Raw genomic sequence first — 26,776 nt, 5'->3', positions numbered from 1 at the left:
GCACACGGTGGAGGGGCCTCAGGCGCCGCCGTCGATGACCCCTGGCACGACCTCGGGCGAGATCCCGGCCCCGGCCAGCGTCCGCGCCTCGGCGGCCAGCGCCGGGGCGGCGACGATCCGCACCACACCGTGGCCGGTGGCGTAACGGGCGGCCACGAGCGCGGGGACGCGGGCGGCGGACACGCCCACGCCGGCCTCGACCACCTCGACGTCGTCGTCGAGCTCGGCGAGCAGCGCGGGGTCGGCGGCGCCGTCCACCACGAGCACGTCGGCGGCGTGGACGAGGCGGCGCGCCTTGACCGTGAGGAGGTCGCCGTCACCGCAACCGCCGACGAGCGCGACCCAGCCGCCGACCGGGCGCCGCCGCGCGCGCAGACCGGCGGGCGCCGTGGCGAGCGAGCGGGCGACATGCCGACCGAGACGCACGGAGCGGCGGGGGTCGCCGGAGTCGACGGCGATCCGCACGGGCCCCGACGGGGTGGTGACGGCGGTGCGCGCGGGCACGCGGGCCGAGCCCAGGGCCACGTCGCCGGCCGCTACGCACCACAGGCGCCGCGCCTCGCACAGGGCCGCGACCTCGGCGTCGACGGCCGCGTCGCCGGTGGCGGTGTGGACGAGCCACGGGGTGTCGAGGTCGGCCGGGGTGAAGGCGCGGGTTTCGACGACGACGCCGCCGCTCGCGGCGAGCTCGGCCATCGCGGGGTCGATCCGGGGGGCCACCACGCGCACGCGTGCGCCCGCCCCGAGAAAGGCCTCGGCGCGGCGGACCGAGACGGGCCCTGCGCCGACGAGCAGGACCTCGCGGCCGGCCAGCCCCACGGTCAGCGGCAGGCCGTCGAGCGCAGGGGCGGGAGAGGGCCCGGGGGCGGGTCCGGCAGCGGGCGGCGCCGGGGCGACAAGGGCGGTGGTCACAGGTGGATCCCGCACTCGGTCTTGGACGATCCCGCCCAGCGCCCGGAGCGGGGGTCGGCGCCCGGCTCCACGCGCCGGGTGCACGGCTCGCAGCCGATCGACGGGTAGCCGTCGTCGAGCAGCGGGTTGAGCAGGCAGCCGTGCTCGGCGGCGTAGGCGTGCACGCGGTCGAGGGTCCAGGCGACGAGCGGGTTGATCTTGACCATCGCGTGCTTGGCGTCCCACTCGACGATCGCAGCGCCCGCACGGTGGTCGGTGTCCACGCGGCGCACGCCGGTGATCCACGCCTCGTAGCCCGAGAGCGCGGCGTCGAGCGGCTCCACCTTGCGCAGGCGGCAGCACAACTCGGGGTCGGTCTCGAAGGGGCGCGGGCCGAGCGCGGCCTCGTGCTCGGCGCGGGAGGCGGGGCTACGCACGTCCACCACGTTCAGACCAGGAGTGGCGGCAAGGGCGTCGCGGACGCCGACCGTCTCCGGGAAGTGGTAGCCGGTGTCCAGGAAGAGCACGTCGACGCCGGGCGCGTACTGCGCGGTCATCTCGGGCACCACGGTGTTGGCCATGGAGCAGGCCACGGCGAGCGCGTCGCCGAAGGTCTCGCCGGCCCACGCCAGCACCTCGGCGGGGTCCACCTCGCCGTGACGGCCGTAGAGGCCGCGGTCGTCGAAACGGCGGGCCGCCTCGTTCGCGATCGCCTCGAGCTCATCGGCGCTGCGCCGACGGCCGGGGCCCGGGGTGAGGACGGTGCTGCGGGGCAGCAGCTCGAGGTCGACGGTCACGCGAGCACCTCCTCGTCCACGCGGTGGGCCCACTGGGCGAAGGTCTCGTCGGCCTCGCGGCTGTCGGTGTAGCGGCGGATGATGCGCTCGACGTAGTCGGCGAGGTCGGCCGAGGCGATGCGCAGGCCGCGGACCGTGCGGCCGAGGCCGCCGGACTCCTGGTCCTGCGAGGCCAGCCCGCCGCCGAGGTGCACCTGGAAGCCCGGGGTGTCGCCGTCGAGCAGCTGGCCCTTGAGGCCGATGTCGGCGGTCTGGATGCGGGCGCAGCTGTTGGGGCAACCGTTGAGATGGATGGACAGCGGCGTCTCGAGCGGGGCGTCGTCGGCGAAGCGCCGCTCCAGCTCATCGACGAGCGCCGTGGCGGTGTCCTTGGTGTCCACAAAGGCGAGCTTGCAGAACTCGATGCCTGTGCACGCCATGGTGCCGCGACGGAACGAGCTCGGGCGGGCGTAGAGGCCGACCTCGGCGAGGCCGTCGACCAGGGCCTCCACACGGTCCGGCTCCACGTCCAGCACGAGGAGCTTCTGGTGGGGGGTGAAGCGGACGCGGTGGGATCCGGCGGCCTCGGCGAGGTCGGCGACCCGCGACAGTGTCTCGCCGCCGGCGCGGCCCACGGTGAGGGCGGCGCCCACGTAACGGCGGCCGTCCTTCTGTTCGTGGACGCCCACGTGGTCGAAGTGGCCCACGGCGCGGGTGGGGGCGGGGCCGTCGGGCAGCTCGCGGCCCAGGTACTCGTCCTGCAGTACCTGGCGGAACTTTTCGGCGCCCCAGTCCTTGATGAGGAACTTCAGCCGGGCGCGGGTGCGCATACGGCGGTAGCCGTAGTCGCGGAAGATGCTCACGACGGCCGCCCACACCTCGGCGGCCTCCTCCTGGCGGACAAAGACGCCGATGCGGGTGGCGAGCTGCGGGTTGGTGGACAGACCACCGCCCACCCACAGGTCGTAGCCCACGCCGAGCTCGGGGTGCTCCACGCCGACCAGAGAGATGTCGTTGATCTCGTGGACCACGTCGAGACTCGGGTGGCCCGTGATGGCGGACTTGAACTTGCGCGGCAGGTTGGAGAACTCGGTGGTCCCGATGTACTTCTGCTTGATCTCGGCGATCACCGGGGTGGGGTCGAGGAGCTCGGCCTCGGCGACGCCGGCCACCGGGCTGCCGAGGATGACGCGCGGGCAGTCGCCGCAGGCCTCCACGGTGTCGATGCCCACCTCCTCGAGGCGCCGCCAGATCTCGGGGACGTCCTCGATGCGGATCCAGTGGTACTGGATGTTCTGCCGGTCGGAGATGTCGGCGGTACCCCGGGCGAAGTCGGTGGAGATGCCCGCCAGCACACGGAGCTGGTCGGTGGTCACCGCGCCGCCGTCGGTGCGGACGCGCATCATGAAGTACTCGTCCTGGAGTTCGTCCGCCTCGAGTTTGGAGGTCCGGGTGCCGTCCAGCCCCTGCTTGCGCTGGGTGTAGAGCCCCCACCACCGCATCCGACCGGACAGGTCGTCCGGCGGGATCGAGCCGAAGCCCTCCTTGGAGTACGTGTCGAGGATCCGCTGGCGCACGTTGAGCGCGTCGTCCTCGAGCTTGAACGCCTCGTTGTGGTTGAGCGTGAGCTTGCCGTCGACCTTCCACTGGCCCTGCGGCTTGGCAGCGCGCGCGGGACGGGCGGGACGGGTAGCGGTGTCGGTCATGGTCGCGAGAGTAGCGGCAAACAGACCAGTCTGTCTACTCCCCCGGTTCGCGCCCACCGCCGGCGGCACCACACCTTGTCGGGGGGAAGCTCCCCTCCCGCGCCGCGAACGCGTGGACACGCGGGCGCGGTCCGCCTACTCTGACATGCGAGGACATAGGCCGACCCCCCTTCGGCCTCCTCCCGACGGGCGCCCCGCCCTCGAGCCGCCCCCCCGGCTCGGGCGAGGCGCCCGTCCTCGTCGACAAGGACACGGCATGTTCTCCGACTTCTGGGCTCCAGCTTGCGCTACAACCCGCAGAACTCCAGCCAGGAGTCGACCTCCCGCCGGGCCTGCTCGCGCCCCAGCACATAGGCCTCGGCGAGGCGGTCGACCCTGCGCTCATAGCTGCGGATCATGGTCCGCTCCGGGCGGAACACCACCGCGACGCCGGCCTCCTCCAGCTCCTCGATCTCGTCAAGGGTCTCGTTGTAGAGCACCCAGCGGCGCAGGAGTGCCTCGCCCACCGCCGGGAAGCGGCGGAAGTACGACCGGTAGAAGGGCGTGAGCCGGCGCGGCGGCACCTTGCGGTAGCCGCGCTGCTGGGTGAGGACGACGAGGAAGCGCTCGTAACCCTCCTTCCGCGCGGCGGAGAGCGGGATCCCCCCGTCCTGCCCCAGGGCCCCGTCGACGTAGTACTCGCCGTCTATGAGCACCGGCGGCATCCACACCGGCATGGTCGACGACGAGCGCACCATCCGCATGAGGTCGCCCATCGTCGCCGCGTCCTCGTCGGTCCAGAACACGGTGGCGCCGTCGGAGCACCGGAACGTCCCGATGCGGGCGGTGGTCGCACTGGACCGGTAGGTCTCGAAGTCGAACGGCAGGGCCTGGTGGGGCAGGCCGGTCTGCTCGTAGATGTACTCGGCGTTGAACAGGCCCTTGCCGCGGGCGAAGCTGCGCCAGTCGCCGAAGTTGGGGTCGGCGGCCAGTTCTACGAAGCTGTTGCGCGCCCGGGCGCCGTCGCGGGAGAGGTAGTTGGCCACGTGCGTGGCCCCCGCCGAGATGCCCGCGGCGAGTCCGCCGTGGATGCCCGCCTCGAGCAGCGTCTCGACCACCCCCGCCGAGTGGACGGCACGCATCCCGCCGCCCTCGAAGAGGACGGCGATGTCGGGGGCGGTGGGGGCGAACTCGGTCACTCCCCCACCCTAGGTCGCGCCACGCGTGGACCGGCGATCCGTTACCGTGCTCCTGTGACCGCTCTCACAGAATTTGTCGCCTCCGTCAACGACGTCTACTGGTACCTGGTGATCGCCCTGTTGGTGATCGCCGGCCTCTGGTTCTCGCTCACCACGCTGATCGTGCAGATCCGGATGTTCCCGGAGATGCTCAAGACGATCGCGGAGAAACCCTCGGAGATCGAGGAGGGCAAGAAGGGCATCTCCGCCTTCCGCGCCTTCACCGTCTCCGCGGCCTCGCGAGTGGGTACCGGCAACGTCGCCGGCGTCGCCATCGCGATCACCGTCGGCGGCCCCGGCGCGGTGTTCTGGATGTGGCTGCTCGCGATCGTGGGCGGCGCCACCGCGTTCGTCGAGTCCACCCTCGCGCAGCTCTACAAGGTCAGAGGCAAGGACTCGTACGTGGGCGGCCCGGCCTACTACATCCGCGACGGGCTGGGCTGGAAACCGGTCGCTGTCGCCTTCGCCGTGATCATCACGGTGACCTACGGCTTCGTCTTCAACGCCGTCCAGGCCAACTCCATCTCGCAGTCGGTCCGCAACCAGTTCAGCCTCGGCGAGGGCACGGGGCCGGGGCTGGCCATCGGCCTGATCCTCGCCGTCATCGTCGGCGCCGTGATCTTCGGCGGCATCCGGCGTCTGTCGGCGGTCACCGAGATCATCGTGCCGCTCATGGCGATGGCCTACGTCGTGGTGGCGCTCATCGTGGTGGCGATCAACATCTCCGAGGTCCCCGAGATGATCTCGCTCATCGTGGGCCACGCGCTCGGCCTCCGCGAGGTGGCCGGCGCGGCCCTCGGCGCGGCGATCATGCAGGGCATGCGCCGCGGCCTGTTCTCCAACGAGGCCGGCATGGGCTCGGTGCCCAACGCCGCCGCCACCGCCTCGGTCTCGCACCCCGTCAAGCAGGGCCTGGTCCAGGCGCTCGGCGTCTACTTCGACACGCTCATCGTCTGCTCGGCCACCGCGTTCATCATCCTGCTGGCCAACCCGGAGTTCGGCGGGGACCGCGAGGGCATCACGCTCACCCAGGACTCGCTCGCCGGGCAGGTGGGCGCGTGGGGCGTCCCGTTCCTCACCGTCGTCATCTTCTTCCTGGCGTTCTCCTCGATCCTCGGCAACTCGTACTACAGCGAGGCCAACATCACCTTCCTGCGCGAGTCCAAGGCCGCCCTCACCGTCTTCCGTAGCCTCGTGCTGCTCGCGGTGATCGGCGGCTGCCTCGGGTCGGTGGACCTCATCTGGAACCTCGCCGACCTGTTCATGGGCTTCATGGCCACCATCAACCTCATCGCGATCATTCCGCTCGGCGGGCTGGCGGTGGCGCTGCTGCGGCACTACCTGCAGCAGAAGGCCAGGGGCCACAACCCGGTGTTCCACCGCGACGACCTGCCCCGGGCCAGGAACGTCTCCGCGTGGGACGGCTCGGACCCCATGACGCACCAGCACGTCGCCGACGAAGCACGAGACGTGAGCCCGGGGGAATGACCGCGGCCCCCTCTCGTCGGTTCGCAGCCCTGCCCAAGGCACACCTGCACGTGCACCTCGAGGCAGCGGTACGCGAGTCCACGCTGCGGCAGTGGTGTGACGACGACGAGGTACCCGTCCCTCCCCTGGTGACCTACCCCGACTTCACCGAGTTCCTCGACGCGTACGGCCTGCTCATCGCCCTGCTGCGCACGCCGGAGCGGATCGAGCGGCTGCTCGACGAGGTGGTGGCCGACGCCGCCGCCCAGGGCGTGGTGGCGCTGGAGTTCGCCACCATCCCCGAACGGTCCGCCGCGTTCCCCGGCGGCGCGACCGCGGCCGACGCGGCGCTCGAGTGCCTGCTCTCCGCCGCCGCGGACGCCGGGCGGCGGCACGGGGTCTGGACCGGGGCGATCGTGAGCATCGACCGCAGCGCCGGACCCGAGCACGCCCTGGAGTCCGCGCGCCTCGCGGCGCGCTGGGCCGACAGCGGCGTCGTGGCCCTGGGGCTGGTGGCCGACGAACGCGGGCACCCCGTCTCCGGCGCGGCGGAGGCCTTCGCCGTGGCCCGGGACGCCGGCCTCGGGGTGGTGCCGCACGCCGGCGAACTGGCCGGGCCCGCGGAGGTGTGCGCGGCCCTCGGGCTGGGCGCCGACCGCATCCAACACGGCGTCCGCGCCGTGGAGGACCCCGCCGTGCTCGAACTGCTCGCCGAGCGTGGGGTGTGCCTCGACGTGTGCCCCACCTCGAACGTCGTCCTGGGTGTCTACCCCTCGCTCGGGGAGCACCCGCTTCCTCACCTGCTCGACGCCGGAGTGCGCTGCTCGCTCGGGGCCGACGACCCCGTGCTCTTCGGCGTGGACGTGGTCGAGGAGTACGCGCGCGCCCACGAGCAGATGGGCCTGTCCGAGGCCCGCCTGACCGAGGTGGCCCGCGCGTCGCTGGAGGTCTCGTTCGCCCCCGCGGACGTCACCGCTCCGGCGCTCACCGCGCTCGCGCAGTGGGCGTCCGCCACCGACCCGCCCGTCTGACGATCCGCACGCCCCGGCCGGTCAGGGCGGTGTCAGCACTCGCCGGCAGGCAGCTCCCCGAGTTCGGCGGCCACGGTGTCGGCGATCTGCGAGAGCAGGGCGGTGCCACCGCCGAAGTCTCCCCCGTAGGCGGCCACGGCCACGGCGACCCGGCCGTTCGGGGTCGGGAGCAGCCCGAACTGGCGGACGAGGTACCCGCTGCCGTCGGCCGTCGGCCCCCAGCCGCCCTTGAAGGCCGCGCCCGGGATGCCGCCGAGGCCCCAGCGCTGCGACGGATCGATGCGGGTCATGGGCCCGAGCACGAGCGGGCCGTCCGCGAGGCACGCCAGACCCGCCCCGAAGCGGGCCTGCCCGGTGAGCGGCCACACGGTCTGGCCGAAGATGCTGTACCCGGGGCGCAGGCGCTCGGATGGGACCACGGTGCCGGGGTCGCCGGCCTCGGCGAGGACCGCACCGACGGCGGCCGCCGCGCCAGCGCCGCCGCCCAGCGCGGCCCAGAGGGTCTCCGCCGCGTCGTTGTCGGAGACCGTCAGTGCGCGATCGGCCGCGGGGCCCAGGTCGGGGGAGGCCCGCAGCGTGGCGAGGGCCAGCGGCACCTTGATCGTGGACCAGGCGACGTCCGACGTGAGGTCGCCGCCGACCAGGGGTTCCTGCGCCGAGCCCACCGGCGCCACGGCCACTCCCGTCCCCGCTGGCAGGGACGCCACGATCCGGTCGAACGCCTCGCGGCCCGCGTCCGGCCGGGCCTCGGCCGGCGGCTGCTCCTCCTGGGGCGGCTGCTGGTCCCCGGCGTCACCGGTCCCGCCCTGGACCGGTGCATCGACGACCGTGGTCACCGTCGTCGTCGGGCCCGTGACCTCCACCCCCTCCGGTCCGCACCCCGCCGTGACGACGACGAGCGCGGTCAACCCCGCGAACAGGCGCCTCTGCGCCCGTGCCCGACCCGCCACTCCCGTAGAGCCCGCCATGTCAGTAGAGGTAGACGACGGCGTTGTTACCGCCCCGGCAGACCACGAACTCGTCGGTGCCGGTGCAGCGCATGGTGTAGGTCAGCCCCGTGACGGGGCTGAACGCCTCGATCGTCGCCGACTCCCCGCGGTTACCGGCGGCCATATACTCCCCGCGGACCGAGAGCGCGAACTGGCACGTCGTGACGTCGGTTCCCCGACCGACTCGCGGGAAGAGATCCTCGCGGGTGTCCACGCACTCCTCGAGGACCGAGGCCGGTCGCGGCGCCCGGCTCGTCGTGGTGGGGCTGGTCGACCGCGTGGTGGGGCTGGTCGGCCGCGTGGAGGTGGCCGGGGCGTCGGTCTCGACCGGCGCGGTCGAGGTGATCGTCACCACCTGGCCGTCGTCGGCGCCGACGGACCCGCCCTCACTGCCCGGTCGCAGCAGCAGAAAGGCCGCGACGCCGACCACCAGCAGGAGCGCCACCACGACCGCCACCACCGCGATCACACTGCCGTGGCCGCCACCACCGGACCCCTGGTCGTAGCCGGCCCAGTCGTCACCGCCCGGTGGGGGGCCGTAGCCGCCCTGCTGCGGGTAGCCGCCCTGGTAGCCGCCGTGCCACTGGTCGGGGCCACCCTGTCGGGGGTAACCGCCCTGGCCCGGCACCTCCCCCATGCGCTGGGTCCAGTCGGCCCCACCGCCGTACTCCGGGTCCCACCCCGACCCGCCCCACGCACGGTCGCCGTCGCCCTGTCCTGGATACATGTCCACCTCTCCGGGTCCGGGCGCCTCGCCGTCGCGGGGCCCGGTCATGAACAGACTCCCACATTCATTTCGGGAGGCCTTAGAATCGGTGGCTGATGCGCACATCGTGAACAGCCGTCCGGAACAGGTACGGCGGAGGGGGAACATCCCAGATGACCGAAGGCGACAAGCCCGTCGACCCGGGCCCGGGTGATCCCACCGCGAGACTGCCCCGGTCCGAACACCCCGGGCAGGGCGTCTACGACCCGCAGCAGGGTGGCTACGGCCAGCACGGGGGTTACGGCCAGCAGGGGCAGTACCCCCAGGGCGGTGGCTACCCCCAGGGCGGCTACGGCCAGGGCGGCTACGGCCAGCAGGGGGGCTACGACCAGGGGCAGTACGGCCCCGGCCACCAGGGGACCGGCCAGCAGATGATGTCCACGGCCGCGAACTTCGCCGGCCAGACCGCCAAGCGGGTCCAGTCCATGCCGTGGCAGGAGCGCGTCATGCGGCTACCCGGCGTCTTCGCCGTCGTCGCGGGCTTCCTCGCCCTCCTGAGCTGCCTGTTCCCGTGGTGGTCGATGTTCCAGCGGGACAGCAGCGGAGTCTACGAGTACTCGATCGCCCCGTTCCGCGGCCTGCGGGTGTCGTCCGCCAACCGGTTCGGCGACATCGCCGCGCTCAACACTTTCTCACGTGACGAGCTCGACACCTTCCGCTCCATCACCATCACCATCGGGTCGGTGCTGCTCATCGCCGCGCTGTGCCTCATCATCGGCGGGGTCCTCGTGGCCCTGGCCCGGACCCAGGTCGTCGCGATCACCCTGGTCGTGTTGGGCGCCGTCCTCCTCGGGTACGCCCGCGTCCCCTCGCAGATCGTCGGGAACTTCGTGGAGGCGGCATCCGACGCGACGTCGATGCTCTCCACCGAGTTCGGCATCATCGGGGAACTCGCGGCGTCGGCACTGCCCGAGGCGCGATTCGGTCTGGGTCTGTCCACCGCCGCGCTGGTGCTCGCCACGATCGGCATCCTCATCTTTGTGGGGATGATCGCGTACCGGGAGACGATTCGTACCAGGAGGTGGATGGCATGACCGGCCCCCAGGATCACCAGGGACAGCCGCACCCGACCGGACCGTCGAACGAGCGCGCCGACCAGTGGTACCCGTCGGGCGACGGCGCGCAGGCCGGTCCGCAGTCCGGCTATCCCCAGCAGGGACAGGGTCCCGGTGGCTACGGTCCCGGCGGTTACGGCCCCCAGGGCCAGCAGGGGCCGGGTGGCTTCGGTCCCGGCGGTTACGGACCCCAGGGCCAGCAGGGTCCCGGCGGCTACGGACCGCAGGGGCCCGGCGGTTACGGCCAGGGGCCGGGCGGCTACGGACCGCAGGGGCCGCAGGGTCCCCTGGGGCCCGGCGGTTACGGGCCCCAGGGTCCGCAGCGACCCCGGCGGCAGGGACCGGGCGTGGGCTCCCGCCTTCTCGCCTTCCTCAGACGTGACCCCGTCGCCCTCGGCGCCGCGATCGTCACGCTGGTGTCGAGCCTGCTCCTGCTCATCGCCCGCTCGCTCGGGTGGTTCGTCGACCGGTCGTTCGACGTGGTCGACGGCAAGGTGAGCGTCTCCGCCACCGGCTCGCTGGGGATCGACTCGGCCGTCGAGCGGATGCTCTCCGCCTCCGAGGCCACCGAGCTGAGCTTCCTCGAGCTGATGTTCACCGCGATGCTTCAGCCCGTCGGGTCGATGCTGCTGCTCTCCGCCCTGCTCGTCTTTGTGGGCGGACTGCTCATGCTCACCACGGCGCGCCGGCTCGGCGCGTCGTTCGCGCTACTCGGTGTGATCCCGCAGATCCTCGTCGTGGCGATCGGCGCGATCGCCGCGGCGGTGATGACCGACGACAGCCCGGGCTCGGACTCGTCCTCCTCCCCACTCGGGGACGACAGCGTGAGCATGGGCGCCGGAGCGATTATGACCGGCATCGTCTACCTGCTGATCATCGGCGCCGCGGTCGTGGCCGCGATGCGGACCACCGAGCGGCCCCGCTCCGCCGTCATGGCCTCCGGGCCGGGCGGTGGCCCCGGCGGCGGTGGCCCGTCCGGCCCGATCGGCGGGCAGGGCGGCGGACCGTCCGGCGGACGCGGATACGGCGCAGACACCCAGGGGATGCCCCCGCAGGGCGCCCCGGGCGCGGGCCACTCGGACGACACCTACCGGTCGCCCGGCGACGAGCACCGCTCGTCGTAGCCGGCCCCGGCTAGCCGAAGTAGCCGTCGGCCCAGGCGGTGCTTCCGCAGATCGTGTCGCCCTCGGCCTGCATGTGGCGGCGCCATACGGCGTCGTTGCACGCGAGCTCGCCGTTGAAGCCGGGCTCGCCCGGCAGGCCCGGCGGCGGCACGGGTCCCGCCGGGGCCGGCGGCGCACCGCCCTCCCCGGGGGCGTCCTCCGGAGTGCCGCCCTCCGGCGCGACGGCGCCCGGGTCCGCGGCGTCCGGGATGGGCTCGGGTGCCGGGCACTGCCCGGCCTCGTCGCGGATCCGGTCGAGCTCCTCGGGCAGTCGCGGATCACCGGCGTAGTCGCGCTGCTCCACGCACGGCGCCACCGGCGCGGGTGGCGCGTCGATCTCGGGCGGGTCCGGTTCGCGGGACGCGGTGGTGGCGCTCGTCGTCGTCGCCGGCTCCTCCCCCACCTCGATGTTCCCGCAGCCCGTCACCAGCAGCGCGCTCGCCGCCACCACGGCGGCGAGCCGCGCCGCACCCCTTTGTCGGCTCATGCCCTCCCCCTCTCGCGGATCTGCGGCAGCACACGGTCGGCGAGCAACCGCATCGACTCCCAGCCTGCCGCGATCGGGAGTCCGCCACACAGGGGATGGCACGAGAGCAGGCCGAGATCGCCGGTGCGGACCCGCGACACCAGCTCGTCCGGGGTGGCCACGAGGTAGACTCCCTCGGCTCGCAGGTCCTCGACGGTGGCGGCATCGCTGTGGACGAAGCTGCTGCGACCGGTACCGCTGCGGTCGCCCGGGTGGCGAGCGTCCTGCCAGGCGCGGTAACCGCGCGCGTCGGCGAGGAGGTGGCGGCCGTGCTCGGCCCAGAACGCGTCCGGGTCCTCGGCGCAGAACACCGTGGCGGGGCCGGGGATCGGTGCGACGACGAGGCCCGGCTCGTGCCCGTGGGCCCGGCACTCGGCGCGGTAGAGCCGGGTGAGCTCGGGGTCGTCCACCTGCGGCTGGTAGTGCATGCCGAGCCGTCCCGCCCGCCGTGCCGCCGGGCTCCCCCCGCCGAGGAACACCAGCGGGTGCGGGTCCGAGAACGGCAGCGGGTGGGCCGACATCCGCGTCGAGCCGTCCGCCGGGTCCGTGCCCACGGGCTCGCCCCGCCACACCGCGAGCATCGTGCGCAGCTGCTCCTCGAGGCGGGCGCCGCGGCGCGACCACTCGCGCGAGTGCAGCGCGTACTCGACGGGCCGGTAGCCCAGGCCGAACGTGTAGCTCACCCGGCCGGATGCCACGTGGTCGAGCACCGCGATGTCCTCGGCGAGTCGGACCGGGTCGTACAGCGGCGCGATGAGCGCCCACACCGCGATCTGGATCCGCTCGGTCACCGCCGCGATGGCCGAGGCCGCGATGAGCGGGGAGGGCAGGTACCCGTCCGGAGAGCCGTGGTGCTCGGAGACGTTGATCGCGTGGTGGCCCGTCTCATCGGCGAACCGCGCCATGTCGAGTGCGGCCCGGTAGCGGTCGCGGCGCTGATCGGCCGACGCGTAGGGCGCGCGGAAGTCGAAGCGGGTGACGACGTAGACCATCGCCTGCCCTCAGCTGCCCGCGGCCGCGTCGCTCAGAACCGTGTAGGCGGTGCCCCGCTCCTCGCGCTCCCACCAGGTGTCGGCGGCGGCGTCCACGCCCTCCCGGATGAGCTCGCGTTTGAGGATCTTGTTGGTGGCGGTGGTGGGCAGCGCGTCCGTGACGCGGACCCAGCGCGGCCACGCCTTGGTGGACAGGTCCGGCTGGGAGCCGAGGAACTCCTCGAAGGCGTCGGGGTCGAGTTCCGCGTCGTGGCGCGGCACGATCGCGGCGGCCAGCTGGTCGCCCACCCCGCGCGGGTCCGGCAGGCCGTACACGGCCACCCGCGAGAGGCCGGGGTGGCGCAGGAGGATCTCCTCGACGATGCCGGTGGCCATGTTCTCGCCGTCGACGCGCAGCCAGTCTCCGCTGCGGCCGGCCATGTAGACGTAGCCCTGATCGTCGCGGTACGCCAGGTCGCCGGACCAGTACATGCCGTCGCGCATGCGGTCTCCGGTGGCGCGCTCGTCGTTGTAGTAGCCGGCGAAGAACCCGGCGCCCTCGGTGTTGACGAGCTCGCCCACGCATTCGTCGAGGTTCGTCACCGCCCCGGTGTCGTCGAACACGGCCCGCGGGCACTCTTCACCCGTAGCGGGGTCGTAGACGGCGACGCCGGGGAACGGCTCACCGATCGACTCCAGCGGGGAGTCCTCGGTGCGCGTGATGATGATCGCCAGCTCCGTGGACCCGTACGCATCCCACACCCGGCAGCCGAAGCGCTCGGCGAACGCCGGGATGTCCTTGGCCGCGGCCTCGTTGCCGAAGGCCGCGCGCAGGGTTGTCTCGGCGTCGTCCGGCCGCTCCGGGGTGTCGAGGATGTAGGCCAGGGGCTTGCCCACGTAGTTCATGTACGTCGCGCCGTACCGCCGGATGTCGTCGCCGAACCGTGCCGCGCTGAACCGGCGCGCGAGCGCCATGGTGCCGCCCACCGCGATCGCCGGCGAGAAGCCGCCCATGATCGCGTTGGAGTGGAACAGCGGCATCGACAGGTAGAACACGTCGTCCGGCCCCAGGCCGAAGTTCGGCGCCAGCATCTCGCCGGACATGGTGACGGTGACGTTGCCGACCCGGACCGCCTTGGGGTCGCCCGACGTGCCGGAGGTGAAGATGAGCATGAACGGGTCGCCGGCGTCGACCGCCGGCGGGTCCTCCGGGGGCTCCGCCGCCTCGACCACCGACGCCCACTCTGCCGAGTCGGTGTCGATCACCCGGACGTCCCCCAGGTCCAGCCCGTCGAGCAGCGGCGTGAACTGCGACTCGGTGAGCAGCACCTGGCAGTCCGCCTTACGGACGTCGCGGGCCAGGCCCTCGCCCCGGCGGGTGGCGTTGATCCCGACGGTGACGTAACCGCCCAGCGCGCCGGCCGCCAGCGCGTAGAGCATCTCCGGGGTGTTCTCCATCAGCGTGCCCACGTGCCGCGGGCGCGCGCCGTCGAGCATCGGGGCGACCGCCCCCGCGCGCCGATCGGCGCCCGCCACGTAGTCCCGCCAGCTGATCGTGGTGTCCTCGTAGCGGATCGCGGGCGCGTCCGAGTCGGCGTGGCGGCGGAGCTGTTCGCGGACGGTGTCGGCCATCGTGGTGGGTCCTTCGCGCAGGCAGGCAGAGCGTGTTGTGACCTGGACCATACCGAGCGGGGCCGACGGATGCCTGGAAGATCGAAACGGCGTCGAACCCGACAGTGACCCCTCCGGAGCGACCAGTTCTGCACCATGCAGGAGTCCGGAGACCACTCGAGCCAGGAGGCTCTGGGGGCGGTGGCGCATTCCCACCGGGCCTGCAGCGTGCGTACAGGCAGTTGCCAGGTACGGCCGTCAGATTAGTGCTCACACCCACCGAAGGCTACGAGCTAGGAGTAAGCACTATGAGCCACGTTCCAGAAGTTGACCGGACCCCGGATGGGCCGGTGTACGAGGGCCGTCCGCTGGCCCGCCCGGACGATGAACTGGTCGATCAGGGCGCGGGTTTCGACGCCAGGACTCTGGTCACCCGTCGACGGATGCTGGGTCTGGTCGGAGCGGGGGTCGGTGCGGTCACCCTCGCCGCCTGCTATCCGGGCAGTTCCAGCTCGGCTGGTGCCGGTTCGAGCAACGCAGGTTCGGCGTCTGGTTCCACGACCACCGCCGCCTCCGGGGCCTCGATCGCTGAGATCCCGGAGGAGACCAACGGCCCGTACCCGGCTGATGGCACCAACGGTGTCAACGTGTTGCAGGAGTCGGGAATCGTGCGCAGTGATCTGACTTCCAGCCTCGACGGTGGAACGACCGTCGAGGGCGTGCCGTTCGAGTTGACGTTAGTCGTCACTGACATGGCCAACGGTAACGTCCCCTTCGAGGGTGCGGCGGTCTACGCGTGGCAGTGTGACGCCCAGGGCCTGTACTCGATGTATTCCCAGGGTGCTGAGGACGAGACGTACCTACGCGGCATCCAGGTCGCTGACGCCAATGGCGAGTTGACCTTCACGACCATCGTTCCGGGCTGCTACGCGGGCCGATGGACCCACATCCACTTCGAGGTCTACCCCGACGAGCAGTCCGCGACCGAGGTGGCCAACGTCATCGCGACATCCCAGCTGGCCTTCCCCCCGGACATGCTCACTGACGTCTACGCACTCGATGCCTACACCGGTTCCGCCGAGAATCTCGCCGGCGTGGGCACCGCGATCGCTGATGACGGCATCTTCGCCGAGGGCGACTGGAACCTTCAGGTGCCCACCATCACCGGTGACATCACGTCCGGGTACGTCGGCAGATTGGCCGTCGGCGTCGACACCACGACCGAAGCCACCGGCGGCGGTAGTGGTGGCGGCGGGATGCCGCCCGGTGGCGGTGGCGGGATGCCGCCCGGTGGCGGTGGCGGGATGCCGCCCGGTGGTGGCGGCGGGATGCCGCCAAACGGTGGCCCGCCGAGCAACTGATCACCCCGCCACCACGGCGGCACACCCCGCTCGATCTGTCTGTCTACCTCTAGGAGTTACACCATGTTGCACAATCTCACGGGCTGGCACGCCCTGGTCATCCTGGCCATCATCCTTCTCGTGTTCGGGGCGTCGAAGCTTCCGGCGCTGGCCAAGAGCGTCGGCCAGTCGATGCGGATCCTCAAGAAGGAAGTCCGCGACGGGGCCGACCCGGCCACGACGCCGTCTGCCGGCACCATGACCCCGGCAGTGGCAGAGGCCACGGAGCACCGGCCCGCGTCGGCCACTGGCCGCCCGGAGCTGAACCCGGTCAGCAGGGCATCATGACCGCCGCCACCGCCGCACGGGGAACGATGCTTCTCTCCGACCATGTCCGAGAAATGCGCACCCGCGCCGTCCGCGCGGCGGTGGCATTGCTCGTCGGCATCCTCGCCGGCTATCTGCTCTCCGACCAGATCCTCGACGTGCTGCGATCCCCGATCGATGAGATCGCCCACTACCGGCAGGCCAGCCTGAACTACGACACGGTGACCGGCGCGTTCGACCTCAAACTCAAAATCGCCCTCTTCACAGGTGTGCTGCTGGCGAGCCCGGTGTGGCTCGTCGAGGCCTTCGGGTTCGCGATGCCCGGGATGACCGCGAGGGAGAAAAAGTACACCGTCGGATTCGCGCTGAGCGGGATCTCCCTGTTCGCCGCCGGAGTCACGTTCGGATTCCTGCTGTTCCCGCAGATGGTGCGGTTGCTGGCCGGATTGTCCTCCACCGAGGACGCCACCATCTTGACCGCCACCTACTACGTGGACTTCGTGATGAAGATCGTGCTGGCGACCGGAGTGGCATTCGTACTGCCCGTCTTTGTCGTCCTGCTCAACTTCCTCGATCTGGTCTCGGCGAAGACCATCCGACGCAGCTGGCGTGTCATCGTCGTCGGAATCGCGCTGTTCAGCGCACTGGTGACCCCGGCCGCCGACGTGCTGTCGATGTTCCTGGTCGCGGTCCCCATGTCCATACTGTTCGCCGGCGCGCTGGCGATCACCCAGATACGGGACAGCCGGGCGCACCGCCGAGCCGCCGCCGCTGAAACCGCCACCCTGTCGGCGGAAAGGCAAGGAAATGCACAATGTTCGGTCTGACATTCGAGAAACTACTGGTAATCGCGATCATCGCCGGGGTCGTCCTCGGCCCCCACAATCTGCCGATCTACGCGCAGAAACTCGCCGAGACCATCCGCGCGCTGCGGGCCTTTATCGACACGACCCGCACAACCGCCGAGAAAGAAATGGGCATACCCCTGCAACGGGCCGACTGGCAAGCGCTGAACCTGCGGCAATACGACCCCCGCCAGATCGTGCGCGAGGCGCTCGATGAACCAGGCAACACCGCGAACCCGACCGAAGCGGACACGGACAACAGCACCGTGGCAGCGCCTGCCGACACTGGAACCGACCTGGCCGAGCAAGCACGCCACGTACGCCCCGGCCAGAAATTCATCACCACCGGATCAGCAGCCCACCCGCTTCGCCTACCCATCGACTCACTCCCACACGACGACCCCCGACGAATCGCCGCACGCGCCACAACCACGGTGAACACTCCGGAACACGTCTGAGCGCCGATCCTCCCGGCCGGGTTCGGAGACCAGTTCTCGACCGCGGCCCCCGACGTCGTCCCTCGCGACGGCCGGAGAACCCGGGAGGAGTTCAACCGCCCGTGTCGTACCCGTGGTGTCTACTGAGGGCGTGGGAGAGCGAGGCCCCGATCCGCGAGGACTCCCGGCCCCGCGCCCACGACCCGGCGGCGTTGCTCCGGCGCCGGTTCCCCTCCACTCCAGAAGGAGTGAGCCATGCCCATCACATGGACACCCACGATCGACCGCGCGCTCGCGGTCGCGGCCCGCTGCCACGAGGGCCAGACCCGCAAGGACGACCCCACGCCGTACATCGTGCACCCGGTGGCGGTGGCGATGATCGTCTCCGACTTCACCAACGACGAGGACGTCATGGTGGCGGCCATCCTGCACGACGTGCTCGAGGACGTGCCGCCGAGCGTCTACTCGGCCGGCGACATGACGGCCGAGTTCGGTGCGCGCGTCACCGAACTCGTGCGCGGCGTCTCCGAGGAGAAGACGGCAGGCGAGGAGACGCCGCCGTGGCGCGTCCGCAAGGAGGGCTACCTTCGCGCCCTCGCCGAGGATTCGGAGGAGTGCCTGCTCATCTCGGCTGCGGACAAGATCCACAACCTGCGCTCCATGGTCGCCGCGCATGGCCGACTCGGCGACGGGATGTGGGACGTGTTCAACGCCGGTCCGGCGGAGAAGCTGTGGTTCTACGGCGCCATCGCGGACACGGTCGGCCAGCGGTTGGGCGACTGCGAGGTGTCGCGGCAGCTGCGGGCCGCGGTCGACGAGGTCGCGGCGCTCGCGCCGGAGGGAGGCGCGTCCCATGGGTAGGTGGACCCTCCCCGGCCCGGACTGGTCGGCGCTCGGCGTGGCCGACGACCCGTGGGAGCCGTTCGCGGAGGCGCTCCGCCGCCATCTCCGCAGGCCGGGAGCGGTCGGCACCATGCAGTTCACGGCGCCCCGCGATGCGGCCGGCAACGCGGACCACTGCACAGTGCAGATCGCGGCGGACGCCTCACACGCCTGGATCACCTACCGCCGCGCCGGCAGCGATCTGTGCGAGGAACTCCTGGCCCAGGGCCCGCCCAGCGAGCCCGGGCCGCTGGCCGTGACCGTCGTCGCCACCTGCCGGGAGCGCATGGGCGTGCCACACCCACAGCTGCTCACGCTGCGCTGCCAGGGATTCGTCGGCCAGTTCGCCAGCAGTCTCGGCCTCCCCCGGGCCGGCGCCGTCCCCCTCGGCAACGACCCCGCGGACCCCACCGACGAGGTGGACACCGCGATCGAGGTGGACGGTCCGGAGGACGTGCGCGACCGGTTCGCGGAGATCATCGAGCGGGTCACCGGACAGGAGCCCGAGGTCACCGCGGACGGCGACCTCGTCGTCGACCACGTGGGCCGGCCCGTCCACGTCTCCTTCGACGAGGACACCCCCACCGTCCGGATCCGGGCCTGGGTTGTCCGTGGGGTGCGCTCACGCGAGGCGACCGCGGTCGAGATCGCCAGGCGCAACCGGGACGAGGAGTGGACGCAGTGGGTCCTCGTGGGCCGGCATGTCGAGCAACGCACCATCCTGTCGGCGGGGCCGTTCGTCCCCCGCACCATGCAGTTCCACCTCGAGCGGTTCCTCTATACGTTCGCCGACACCTGCGACGACATCGCGAGGCGGCTCGGGTAGCCGGGGCGGCGGGGGCCGGCGGACCTAGAGCGCCGGGAACTCTGCCTTGATCCGCAACAACGTCTTGGCCTGGGTCCGCCCCTCCAGTCCCAGGACGAGGCCGGCGTTCTTGAGCCGCCGCGCGAGGTCGGAATCGGCGGCGAACTCGGATTCGCTCTCGATGGTGATCTCCACCCGGCGGCCGCCGTTGAGCAGCACCGACTCCTTGGCAGCATCCAGGCCCGGGATGTTCGTCCACCGGATCGGCCCCGGGTCGCGCGGCGCCGCGCCGGTGCCGGAGAACGAGTAGTCGAAGTCCGTGCTCTGGGTGCGCGTGACCTTGCCCCAGCCGGCCACCTGGCCCACGCCGACCCGGGCGGCCACCGCGTTGCGGCGCGCACTGTAGGTGGCGCACTCGATCTCGCAGGCACCCAGCGTGTTCATCACCCGTAGAGCCTCCTCGAAGCGCTGCCGCAGGCTCCACGCGTCGTACTGGCCGAACGGCACGAGCAGCGACCGGCCCTCGATGGGCGCCTGCACGTACACCACGCGGGGAACGATCTCGCCCTCGATCACGCTGTAGTTGGCCCGCACCTGCATGGGCCGTTGGATCACATCGGTGAGCAGACCGCGCTTGTCGGTGACGGGCGCGGTCTCGTAGAAGGAGACGAGCTGACTCACGGGCGGCCTCGCTGATCGGGGTGACGTGCGTTGCCCAGGCTAGCCGTGCTGGACGACCCGCCGATCACCTCGTCCAGTATTCGAGCATGGCCTGATCCGAGATCTCCCGGCCGCGCTCGTAGATCACCATGCGCTGGGAGGTGATCACGTACTCCACGCCCTGGTTTCGCACGGTCGCCGAGTTCCCGTAGACCTCCGGGTCGTCGACCTCCACCCCCAGACCGCCCGAGGACCCGCGGTAGTAGTAGCGGCCGTTGTCCGGATTGATGCAGATCGAGAATCGCGACCGGGTGGTACGCCCGATCATGGCCGCCGGGTCGCCCGCGTTGCACCGGGCATTTCGGTCGCTGATCCATCCCGAGCGGTCGGCGCCGGCCGGGTAGGAGTCCGACGGCGTCGAGGTCGTGAGCCGGGAGGTGGTGGTCTGCGTCCGCGTCGTGGTGCGGGTGACGGTGGTGGTCTGCTGCCGGGACGTGGTCGGCGGGGTGGACCACGCCGGCGCATCCGACGTCGGGGGCGCGGCGACCGGGCTCCCGGAACCACCGGAATCGACGGCGAGGTAGACGATCACCCCGAGGAGCGCCGCCGCGAGAACCGCCACGACGGCGATCATCGCCAGCACCCCGCCGGAGGGTCCGCTCCGCTGCTGCTCCCCGTCGTCGTAGGACCCCTGGTCGTAGTACCCGCCCTGGCCGTACCCGTACGGGTCCTGTCCGGACCAGTCCGGGCCGGGGCCGTCCCATCCCCCACCCGAGCCGTACGACATTCCGCCCCCTGTGTCCGGCACGGCCGCCGGTCGGCCGTCCACGGGGGAACGTAGCAGGTCCCCCGCACTGTGTCGTACCCGTGGGGCACCATGACCACGTGACCGCCACCCAGGAACATCCGACCCGCCCGGAGCCCGGCCCAGGCCTCGTTGCGGTCGTGCGTGAGGTCCAGCGCCTCCGTTCGGCCGACGCGCTGCGCCGGATCACCGTGCTGGTGCCGTCGTTCGCTGCCGCTCGGGATCTCGTGCGGGTACTCGCGTTCCACGGCGGTGCCGTCAACGTGCACGTGCGGACCGCCTCGCAGGCGGTGGCGGAGCTCGCCGGTCCGGAACTCGCCCCGCGGGCGCCGCTCCCGTCCCCGCTGCTCGCCGCCGCGGTGGAGAAGGCGCTGGACGAGGCACCGGGCGATCTCGCGCCGGTGGCCGGCGAGCCCGTCACCGCCGAGGCCGTGGCCCGGGCCTGCCTCCGCCTGGGGACGGTCGAGGCCGACTCCGTCCGTGGCGAGACCCGCCTGCACGACGAGGTGCTGCGCCTGGCCGCCGCCGCGCACGCCACCACCCACGGCGCCTATTACCCGCAGATCGAGGCGGTCACCGCCGCGCTCGGACGGCTCGACGCCCTGGGGCACGTCGTGCTCGCCGGGCCGCTGCACGGCGGACAGTTGGAGCGGCGGCTCGGTGCCGCGCTGGCGGCCCGCGGGGTCACGCCCCCGGTGGGGGCCGGGGCGGAGCACCTCGCCCCGGCCGCCGAGCCGGACGCCGAGGGCGCGGTCACGGGAACCCACGTGCTGCACGCCTCGGATGCCGACGACGAGGTGCGCGCCCTCGTGCGGTTCGTCCGGTCCCGGCTGGCCGAGGGCGTGCCCGGGCACCGGATCGGCGTCTACTACCCCTCCCCCGACCCCTACCTTCGCCTGCTGCACCGGGCGTTCGCCGAGGCCGGCATCGCCGTGTACGGGCCCGGTACGAGCGGGCTCGGGCACACCGCCGCCGGCCGCTCCCTGGTGCGCCTGCTCCGGCTCGACGCCGAGGCGATGCCGCGTGGCGACCTGCTCTCGATCGTCGCCGAGGGTGCACTCGTGGTAGATGACGGCGAGGGGCGGCCCGTCTCCTCTCGACGCCTCGAGCTGCTCACCCGCACACGCGTCCCCGTCATCGGCGGCACCGACTGGGATCACCTCGCCGCCTTGGCTGCCCGGCCCGCCGGGGAGCGCGCGCCGGGCGACGGGGAGCTCTCCCCCGCCGAGCGTCCGGCCGCCGTCGCGCTCCTCGGGCTCGTCTCGCGGGTCCGTGCCGCCCTGACCGGCGTCGATTCCGCACCCTCGTGGTCCGCATTGGCGGACGCCGTGGACCACCTGCTCACCTCCCTGTTCCGGGCGAGCCCCGACGTCGCGGCACTGCGCGCGGTGGCGGCCTCTCTCGCCGAACTCGACGTGGTGGCCCCCGCACTCACGCGGGAGCGCGTCGTGGGCGCGGTCGTCTCCCGGCTCGACGCCCTCACCGACCGGGTCGGCGAGGAGGGCGTCGGCGTGGCCCTGGGGCCGATCGACGACGCCGTGGGCCGGGATCTCGACACGGTCTGCGTAGTGGGGATGGCCGAGGGTCTCCTGCCGGTCCTGCACCGTCCCGACCCGCTGCTGCCCGAGGGCGCCGTGGACCCCACCCCGGCGGAGTTCCTCGACGAGCGGTACCGCGTCCTCCAGTCCGCGCTGGCCGCCGGGAACCGGCACCGCCTCTGTTCGTTCCCGCGGGGGTCGCTGCGTGGCGGCGGCGACCGCATCCCCTCCCGCTGGCTGCTTCCCACCCTCTCCCGGCTCGCCGGTCGCCCGGTCCACGCGACGAAGTGGGAGGAGGGCGTCGACGGCTGCGCGGACGTCACCGCCGTGGACTCCTTCGCCGAGGGCGTCCTCGCCCCGCCTGCCGTGCTCGGCGACGACCCGGCCACCCGCACCGAGCTGACGCTGCGCGCGCTCGCCGCGCGCGGGTGGAGGCCGGGACCGGGGGACCCCGCGCTGCTCGACCGCGCGCACGAGATGCGCCGCGATCGGCGCACCGGTGCCTTCACCCGGTTCACCGGCAACGTCGAGTCGGTCCGCGAGCTCGTCACCGTCCTCGACGGCCCCGTCTCGCCCACCCGCCTCGAGGACTGGGCGCAGAGCCCCTACCTGTTCTTCCTGGCCACCGTGCTCCGAGTGCGAACGCTCGACGAACCGGCGGCGACGATCGAGATGGACCTGCTCGACTACGGCACCCTGGTCCACGCGATCCTCGAGGTCTACGTCGACGAGCGCGTCCGCGAGGGGCACGCGCCGAGCCGCGAACGGCTCGAGGAGATCCTCCGCGAGCAGTGCGCGGCGGCGGTCGCCGCGGCCCCGGGGCTGGTGGAGTCGCTGTGGCGCCGCCGCGAGGAACTGCTGCGCGCCGAGCTCGACCGCTGGTACGCCGACGACCTCGCCGACCTCGACGCCGGCTGGACTCCCGCCGTCACCGAGGCGATGTTCGGGCGGGCCGACGCCGACGGGGTCACGGTCGAGGTGCCCTACCCCGTCCTCACCGCGACCGGGGAGCGGACGCTCCTGCTCAGCGGGTCCATCGACCGCATCGACACGCGGACCGGCGCCCGGCGGGTGACCGACTACAAGACCGGAGGTGCGCCCGGGAAGAAGGAGCGCCCGCACGCCGACGACCCCACCCTCGCCGGCACCCGCTTCCAGCTGCCGCTCTACGCGGCGGCCGCAGAGGCCATCGCCGCGGCTCGTGGCGAGGAACGCCGGCCGGTCACCGAGGTGCGGTACTGGTACTGCACCGAGAAGGGCGGCTTCGAGTCGATCGCCCTGGCCGTCACCGAGGAGCTCCTCGAGAAGGTCCGCGCCGACGTCGGCCACCTCGTCGATGCCATCGACCGCGGCTGGTTCCCGCTCAAGGGCGGGCGCGGCTCCGCCCGCGACCTCGCCGACCTCCTAGGCGGCGCCGACCTCGACCGTGCGTGGGAGCGCCTCTCCCGACACGAACCCGTGAGCAGCCATCCCGCGTTCGCGGGCATCGTCGTCCCCGACCCCGACGCCACCCGACCCGAGGAGTCCGCGTGAGCCCCACCCACACCCTCACCGACCAGGCCGCCCGGGACCGCGTCGACACCGACACCCGAGCCACCCTGTTCGTCGAAGCGGGGGCCGGCACCGGCAAGACCTACCACCTGGTCCGCCGCCTGTCCCGGCTCGTCGTCGAGGACGGGGTGCCCATCGATGAGATCGCGGCCATCACCTTCACCGAGAAGGCCGCCGCCGAGCTGCGGGACCGGCTGCGCGTACGCCTCGTGGCGGAGGCCGCCGACGGCGACGACCGGGCCGCGCAGGCGCTCGCCGGACTCGACACCGCCGCCATCGGCACCCTGCACTCGTTCGCACTGCGCCTGCTGGCGGAAAACCCCCTCGAGGCCGGCATCCCGCCCCGCGTCACCACCCAGCACGACACGGCCGAGGACGCCGCCCTCGAGGCACTGTGGGACGACTGCACGGACCTGCTCTTCGGGCCCGGCCGCGAGGCGCACGACGGCGGGATCACCGCGCGGGCCGTCGACGAGATGCTCGACGCCGGCGTCGGCACCACGACCTTCCGTGAGGTCGTCGAGGCACTACACGCCGACTGGGACCGTCTGCCCACCACGCCGCTGTTCACCGGCACCCTGCCCGGAGCCCCGGACGTCACGGACGCCGTCTCCGCCGTCGGGTCGATTCTCGCCTGGCGCGACGCCTGCCAGGACGAGACGGACAAGTTCTACCTCCACCTCGAGTCCGTCGAACGCTGGCGGGACGACCTCGTCGCCGCCGTCGATCCGGACACCGCGGCGGACGCCTCCGCGCCCACGTGGACCCAGCTGCTCGGCAATCCGCCCGGCCCCTCGCGCTACGGGCGCGGTGCGTCGTGGGGGGACAAGGCCACGCTCGACGGCGTCAAGACCGAGGCCAAGGCCCTGCCCGCACTGTGCGACGAGATCCTCGCGACGTTCTGGCGGCCGCGCATCGCCGTGGTCCTCGACGCGCTCGCGCCCGTCGTGCTGCGCCACGCCGCCGACCGTCGCCGCCGCGGCACCCTGCAGTTCCACGACCAGCTCGTCCTCGCGCGCGAACTCCTGGGCAACGCCGAGGTACGCGAGCGCGTCCGAGCCCGCTACACCCGCGTCCTGCTCGACGAGTTCCAGGACACCGACCCCATCCAGCTCGACCTGGCCGAGCTCATCACCGTTGTCGCGGCCGACGAGGGCCCCGAGCCCGGCCGCCTGTTCACCGTCGGCGACCCCAAGCAGTCCATCTACCGCTTCCGCCGGGCGGACATCGCCACCTACCTCCGGGCGCAGACCGGCCCCGGCGTGGAGGTGGAGCGTCTGAGCACCAACTTCCGCTGCACGCGCGGCGTGCTCGACTGGGTCAACAGGGTGTTCGCCGCGGTGTTGGTGCCCTGTGAGGGAGTGCAGCCCGAGTACCGGCCGCTCGAGCCGGCCCCCGGGCGCCCCACCCACGATCCGACGCACGGGCCGGCGCCGTTCGTCTTCCGCAGCGACGAGGTGCCGCCGCACTGCCCCGCCGAGGCGAACGACGACCACCGGCGCCACTGGTCCGAGGCCGCCGACGTCGCCCGCGTCATCGCCACCGCGCTGCGGGAGGGCTGGACCCACGAGTCCAAGGACGGGACATACTCGCCGCTGCGTCTCGGCGACATCGCGATCCTCCTGCCGTCCCGCGGCTCACTGCCGATGATCGAGACGTGCCTGGACCACGCCGGGATCGACTACCGCGCCGAGGCCTCCTCGATCGTCTACGGCACCCCCGAGATCCGCGACCTGCTCCTCGCGGTCCGGGCGGCGGCCACCACCGCCGACGAGGCCTCGATCGTCGGGGCGCTGCGCTCGCCGCTGTTCGGGTGCGGCGACGACGACCTCCTGCGCTGGCGCGCCGCCGGCGGCACGTGGGCGCCCGGCGCCCCCGCCCCCGAGGGCCTGGACGACTCCCCCGTCGCCGAGGGCATGCGCTACCTCGCCGACCTCTCCCGCGGCAGCCGTCGCCCGGGCGAACTGCTCGCGCGTCTCGTCGAGGACCGGCTCGTCCTGGAATCCGTCGCCGAGTCGCCCCGCCGGCGCGACCTGTGGCGACGCATCCGCTTCGTGATCGAACACGCCTGGCAGTGGGAGGAGTCCGCCGACGACCCGGCGCGCGCCGATTTGCGCGACTACGCCGACTGGGCGCTCTCCCTCACCGCCGAGGACGCGCGCGTCCCCGAGGCGGCGATCCCCGAGATCGGCGTCGACGCCGTGCGGATCACCACCATCCACGCCTCCAAGGGACTCGAGTACCCGATGGTCGTCCTCGCCGGCATGAGCCGGCGGTGGCCCGCGGACCGGTCCCGGCTGCTGTGGACCGACCCCGCGGACGGCGGCCCCGCCGTCCCCGCCGCCTCGTTCGGCGGGAAGCTACGCGACCCGGCCTTCGACGCCGCCGCCGAGCTCGAGAAGCAGCACTCCCTCGCCGAGCGGATCAGGCTGCTCTACGTGGCCACGACCCGCGCCGAGAGCCGCCTCGCCGTCTCCGGATACGGGCACGCACTCACCAAGGACAAGAAAAAGCCCCTGTCCCTCTGGGGCTCCCTGCTCGGCACGGTCTCCGCCCAACCGGACGCCCCGCCGCTCCTGCCGTACGGCGAGACACTGCTCGGCGCGGCCGGCGCGCCGGTCGTCGAGGCCCCCGACGCCGAGACGTGGGCCGCCCAGACCCGCGAGGTCGCCGCGCGCTCGGCCGAACGCGCCGGCTGGTCCGCGACTCGGATCGTCCACCCGGAGGCCGCCGCGGCCCCTGCCACCGATCCGGCTCCCTCCGACGCCACGCCCGACGCCGCGCCGCCGCTGCCCGCGCGGCTGGCCGCGGCGCTGCGCGAACGGTTCGCCCCCGCGCCCGCCAGCGAGGCGGAACTGCCACCGCCGCCGCGGACCGCCCCCGTCGCGGCCGGTCCCGACGTCGGCACCGCCGTTCACCACCTGGCCGAGGTCACGGACCTCGCGCGTTCCCTCGACGCCGACTGGGAGACCTGGGCGGCCGGCCAGCTCGCCGCGCTCGGCCTCGGGGGCGGCGGCCGGCCCCGCGGGGTCGAGGCCGTGGCCGAGATGGTGGGGGTCGCGCGCACGGCCCTGGCCTCCGAGCCGGTCCGGCGTGCGGGGACGCTGCCCCACTGGTCGGAGCTGCCGCTGGCGGGGACGCTGTCGACGGCGGACGGGGAGACCGTCGCCGTGGACGGTGTCGCCGACCTCGTCGTCGACGAGCCGGACGGCACCCTGTCGATCATCGACTACAAGACCGACGTCGGCGTCACCACCACGACCGTCGACGAGTACCTGCTCCAGCTGTGCGCCTACGCCGAGCTCCTCCACGCGTCCACGGGCCGGCGGGTCTCGCGGATCGCGCTGGTGTTCTGCCGCGGCTCCCGGGCCACCGTCATCGCCCGCGACCTCACGGTCCGGCCGACCGGGGTCTGAA

General features: G+C 72.6%; 23 protein-coding genes. 12 read left to right on the top strand and 11 right to left on the bottom strand.

Annotation, left to right across the window (positions count from 1 at the left end):
* Positions 1 to 18: 18 nt before the first annotated feature.
* From ACH0BZ_RS06505 to ACH0BZ_RS06490, 4 genes are all read right to left on the bottom strand, one after another.
* Positions 19 to 912, bottom strand: a complete 894-nt coding sequence (locus ACH0BZ_RS06505; RefSeq protein WP_406897175.1) for an NAD(P)-dependent oxidoreductase — start codon at positions 910 to 912, stop codon at positions 19 to 21.
* Positions 909 to 1,688 carry a phosphoadenylyl-sulfate reductase gene (locus tag ACH0BZ_RS06500; protein ID WP_406897174.1) on the bottom strand — a complete coding sequence of 260 codons (780 nt, stop codon included), beginning with the start codon at positions 1,686 to 1,688 and terminating at the stop codon, positions 909 to 911. Before ACH0BZ_RS06500 ends, ACH0BZ_RS06505 begins: the two co-directional genes overlap by 4 nt.
* Positions 1,685 to 3,373: a nitrite/sulfite reductase gene (locus ACH0BZ_RS06495; protein WP_406897173.1), complete on the bottom strand. Its 1,689-nt coding sequence runs from the start codon at positions 3,371 to 3,373 to the stop codon at positions 1,685 to 1,687. The genes ACH0BZ_RS06500 and ACH0BZ_RS06495 overlap by 4 nt, the downstream gene beginning before the upstream one ends.
* 287 nt (positions 3,374 to 3,660) lie before the next feature.
* Positions 3,661 to 4,551 (bottom strand): patatin family protein, encoded by an 891-nt coding sequence (locus ACH0BZ_RS06490; protein ID WP_406897172.1) that lies wholly within the window; start codon positions 4,549 to 4,551, stop codon positions 3,661 to 3,663.
* A 54-nt stretch (positions 4,552 to 4,605) separates the two neighbouring features.
* On the opposite strand from ACH0BZ_RS06490, the gene ACH0BZ_RS06485 reads away from it, so the two are divergent.
* Both ACH0BZ_RS06485 and add read left to right on the top strand, forming a co-directional pair.
* Positions 4,606 to 6,078 (top strand): alanine/glycine:cation symporter family protein, encoded by a 1,473-nt coding sequence (locus ACH0BZ_RS06485; protein ID WP_406897171.1) that lies wholly within the window; start codon positions 4,606 to 4,608, stop codon positions 6,076 to 6,078.
* Entirely contained in the window at positions 6,075 to 7,088 is a 1,014-nt protein-coding gene (gene add, locus ACH0BZ_RS06480) for an adenosine deaminase (RefSeq protein ID WP_406897170.1), read from the top strand. Before ACH0BZ_RS06485 ends, add begins: the two co-directional genes overlap by 4 nt.
* Before the next feature lie 32 nt (positions 7,089 to 7,120).
* Here add and ACH0BZ_RS06475 read toward each other — a convergent pair whose 3' ends face one another.
* Both ACH0BZ_RS06475 and ACH0BZ_RS06470 read right to left on the bottom strand, forming a co-directional pair.
* Entirely contained in the window at positions 7,121 to 7,996 is an 876-nt protein-coding gene (locus tag ACH0BZ_RS06475; protein ID WP_406897169.1) for a hypothetical protein, read from the bottom strand.
* A gap of 61 nt (positions 7,997 to 8,057) precedes the next feature.
* Positions 8,058 to 8,852, bottom strand: a complete 795-nt coding sequence (locus ACH0BZ_RS06470) for a hypothetical protein (RefSeq protein ID WP_406897168.1) — start codon at positions 8,850 to 8,852, stop codon at positions 8,058 to 8,060.
* A 104-nt stretch (positions 8,853 to 8,956) separates the two neighbouring features.
* On the opposite strand from ACH0BZ_RS06470, the gene ACH0BZ_RS06465 reads away from it, so the two are divergent.
* A complete protein-coding gene (locus tag ACH0BZ_RS06465) occupies positions 8,957 to 9,877 on the top strand; it encodes a hypothetical protein (protein ID WP_406897167.1) in 921 nt (306 codons plus the stop codon).
* Positions 9,874 to 11,022 carry a hypothetical protein gene (locus tag ACH0BZ_RS06460; RefSeq protein WP_406897166.1) on the top strand — a complete coding sequence of 383 codons (1,149 nt, stop codon included), beginning with the start codon at positions 9,874 to 9,876 and terminating at the stop codon, positions 11,020 to 11,022. Before ACH0BZ_RS06465 ends, ACH0BZ_RS06460 begins: the two co-directional genes overlap by 4 nt.
* A 10-nt stretch (positions 11,023 to 11,032) precedes the next feature.
* Here ACH0BZ_RS06460 and ACH0BZ_RS06455 read toward each other — a convergent pair whose 3' ends face one another.
* Genes ACH0BZ_RS06455 through ACH0BZ_RS06445 form a run of 3 tightly spaced genes read right to left on the bottom strand, consistent with a single transcriptional unit; the run spans position 11,033 to position 14,190 of the window.
* Complete coding sequence (locus ACH0BZ_RS06455; protein ID WP_406897165.1) at positions 11,033 to 11,548, bottom strand: hypothetical protein; 516 nt, start codon at positions 11,546 to 11,548, stop codon at positions 11,033 to 11,035.
* On the bottom strand, positions 11,545 to 12,579 hold the full coding sequence (locus ACH0BZ_RS06450) for an LLM class flavin-dependent oxidoreductase (RefSeq protein ID WP_406897164.1): 1,035 nt from the start codon (positions 12,577 to 12,579) through the stop codon (positions 11,545 to 11,547). Before ACH0BZ_RS06450 ends, ACH0BZ_RS06455 begins: the two co-directional genes overlap by 4 nt.
* A gap of 9 nt (positions 12,580 to 12,588) precedes the next feature.
* Positions 12,589 to 14,190, bottom strand: a complete 1,602-nt coding sequence (locus tag ACH0BZ_RS06445; protein WP_406897163.1) for a long-chain-fatty-acid--CoA ligase — start codon at positions 14,188 to 14,190, stop codon at positions 12,589 to 12,591.
* A gap of 287 nt (positions 14,191 to 14,477) precedes the next feature.
* Between ACH0BZ_RS06445 and ACH0BZ_RS06440 the strand changes: the two genes are divergently transcribed.
* From ACH0BZ_RS06440 to ACH0BZ_RS06415, 6 genes are all read left to right on the top strand, one after another.
* Positions 14,478 to 15,530 (top strand): intradiol ring-cleavage dioxygenase, encoded by a 1,053-nt coding sequence (locus ACH0BZ_RS06440; RefSeq protein ID WP_406897162.1) that lies wholly within the window; start codon positions 14,478 to 14,480, stop codon positions 15,528 to 15,530.
* A 63-nt stretch (positions 15,531 to 15,593) separates the two neighbouring features.
* The gene (tatA, locus tag ACH0BZ_RS06435; protein ID WP_406897161.1) at positions 15,594 to 15,857 is read left to right on the top strand and encodes a twin-arginine translocase TatA/TatE family subunit; all 264 of its coding nucleotides are present in this window, start codon (positions 15,594 to 15,596) and stop codon (positions 15,855 to 15,857) included.
* Positions 15,854 to 16,663: a twin-arginine translocase subunit TatC gene (tatC, locus tag ACH0BZ_RS06430; RefSeq protein WP_406897160.1), complete on the top strand. Its 810-nt coding sequence runs from the start codon at positions 15,854 to 15,856 to the stop codon at positions 16,661 to 16,663. Before tatA ends, tatC begins: the two co-directional genes overlap by 4 nt.
* Positions 16,651 to 17,139 (top strand): twin-arginine translocase TatA/TatE family subunit, encoded by a 489-nt coding sequence (locus ACH0BZ_RS06425; RefSeq protein ID WP_406897159.1) that lies wholly within the window; start codon positions 16,651 to 16,653, stop codon positions 17,137 to 17,139. Before tatC ends, ACH0BZ_RS06425 begins: the two co-directional genes overlap by 13 nt.
* A gap of 234 nt (positions 17,140 to 17,373) precedes the next feature.
* Positions 17,374 to 17,979 (top strand): HD domain-containing protein, encoded by a 606-nt coding sequence (locus ACH0BZ_RS06420; RefSeq protein WP_406897158.1) that lies wholly within the window; start codon positions 17,374 to 17,376, stop codon positions 17,977 to 17,979.
* Positions 17,972 to 18,826, top strand: coding sequence for a T3SS (YopN, CesT) and YbjN peptide-binding chaperone 1 (locus tag ACH0BZ_RS06415; RefSeq protein WP_406897157.1), 855 nt, complete (start codon positions 17,972 to 17,974; stop codon positions 18,824 to 18,826). Before ACH0BZ_RS06420 ends, ACH0BZ_RS06415 begins: the two co-directional genes overlap by 8 nt.
* Before the next feature lie 24 nt (positions 18,827 to 18,850).
* On the opposite strand, the gene ACH0BZ_RS06410 is transcribed toward ACH0BZ_RS06415, so the two are convergent.
* Entirely contained in the window at positions 18,851 to 19,486 is a 636-nt protein-coding gene (locus ACH0BZ_RS06410) for a hypothetical protein (protein ID WP_406897156.1), read from the bottom strand.
* Between the two features lie 64 nt (positions 19,487 to 19,550).
* Positions 19,551 to 20,252 carry a hypothetical protein gene (locus tag ACH0BZ_RS06405; RefSeq protein ID WP_406897155.1) on the bottom strand — a complete coding sequence of 234 codons (702 nt, stop codon included), beginning with the start codon at positions 20,250 to 20,252 and terminating at the stop codon, positions 19,551 to 19,553.
* 98 nt (positions 20,253 to 20,350) lie between these two features.
* Here ACH0BZ_RS06405 and ACH0BZ_RS06400 point away from each other — a divergent pair, with 98 nt between their 5' ends.
* Together ACH0BZ_RS06400 and ACH0BZ_RS06395 are read left to right on the top strand one after the other, a co-directional pair.
* Positions 20,351 to 23,341 carry a PD-(D/E)XK nuclease family protein gene (locus ACH0BZ_RS06400; RefSeq protein WP_406897154.1) on the top strand — a complete coding sequence of 997 codons (2,991 nt, stop codon included), beginning with the start codon at positions 20,351 to 20,353 and terminating at the stop codon, positions 23,339 to 23,341.
* Positions 23,338 to 26,775, top strand: coding sequence for a UvrD-helicase domain-containing protein (locus ACH0BZ_RS06395; RefSeq protein WP_406897153.1), 3,438 nt, complete (start codon positions 23,338 to 23,340; stop codon positions 26,773 to 26,775). Before ACH0BZ_RS06400 ends, ACH0BZ_RS06395 begins: the two co-directional genes overlap by 4 nt.
* Position 26,776: the final 1 nt, after the last annotated feature.

The sequence above is a fragment of the Dietzia sp. 179-F 9C3 NHS genome (genome assembly GCF_045369825.1).
Taxonomy (GTDB): domain Bacteria; phylum Actinomycetota; class Actinomycetes; order Mycobacteriales; family Mycobacteriaceae; genus Dietzia.
This window is presented reverse-complemented; position numbering and strand designations above follow the sequence as displayed.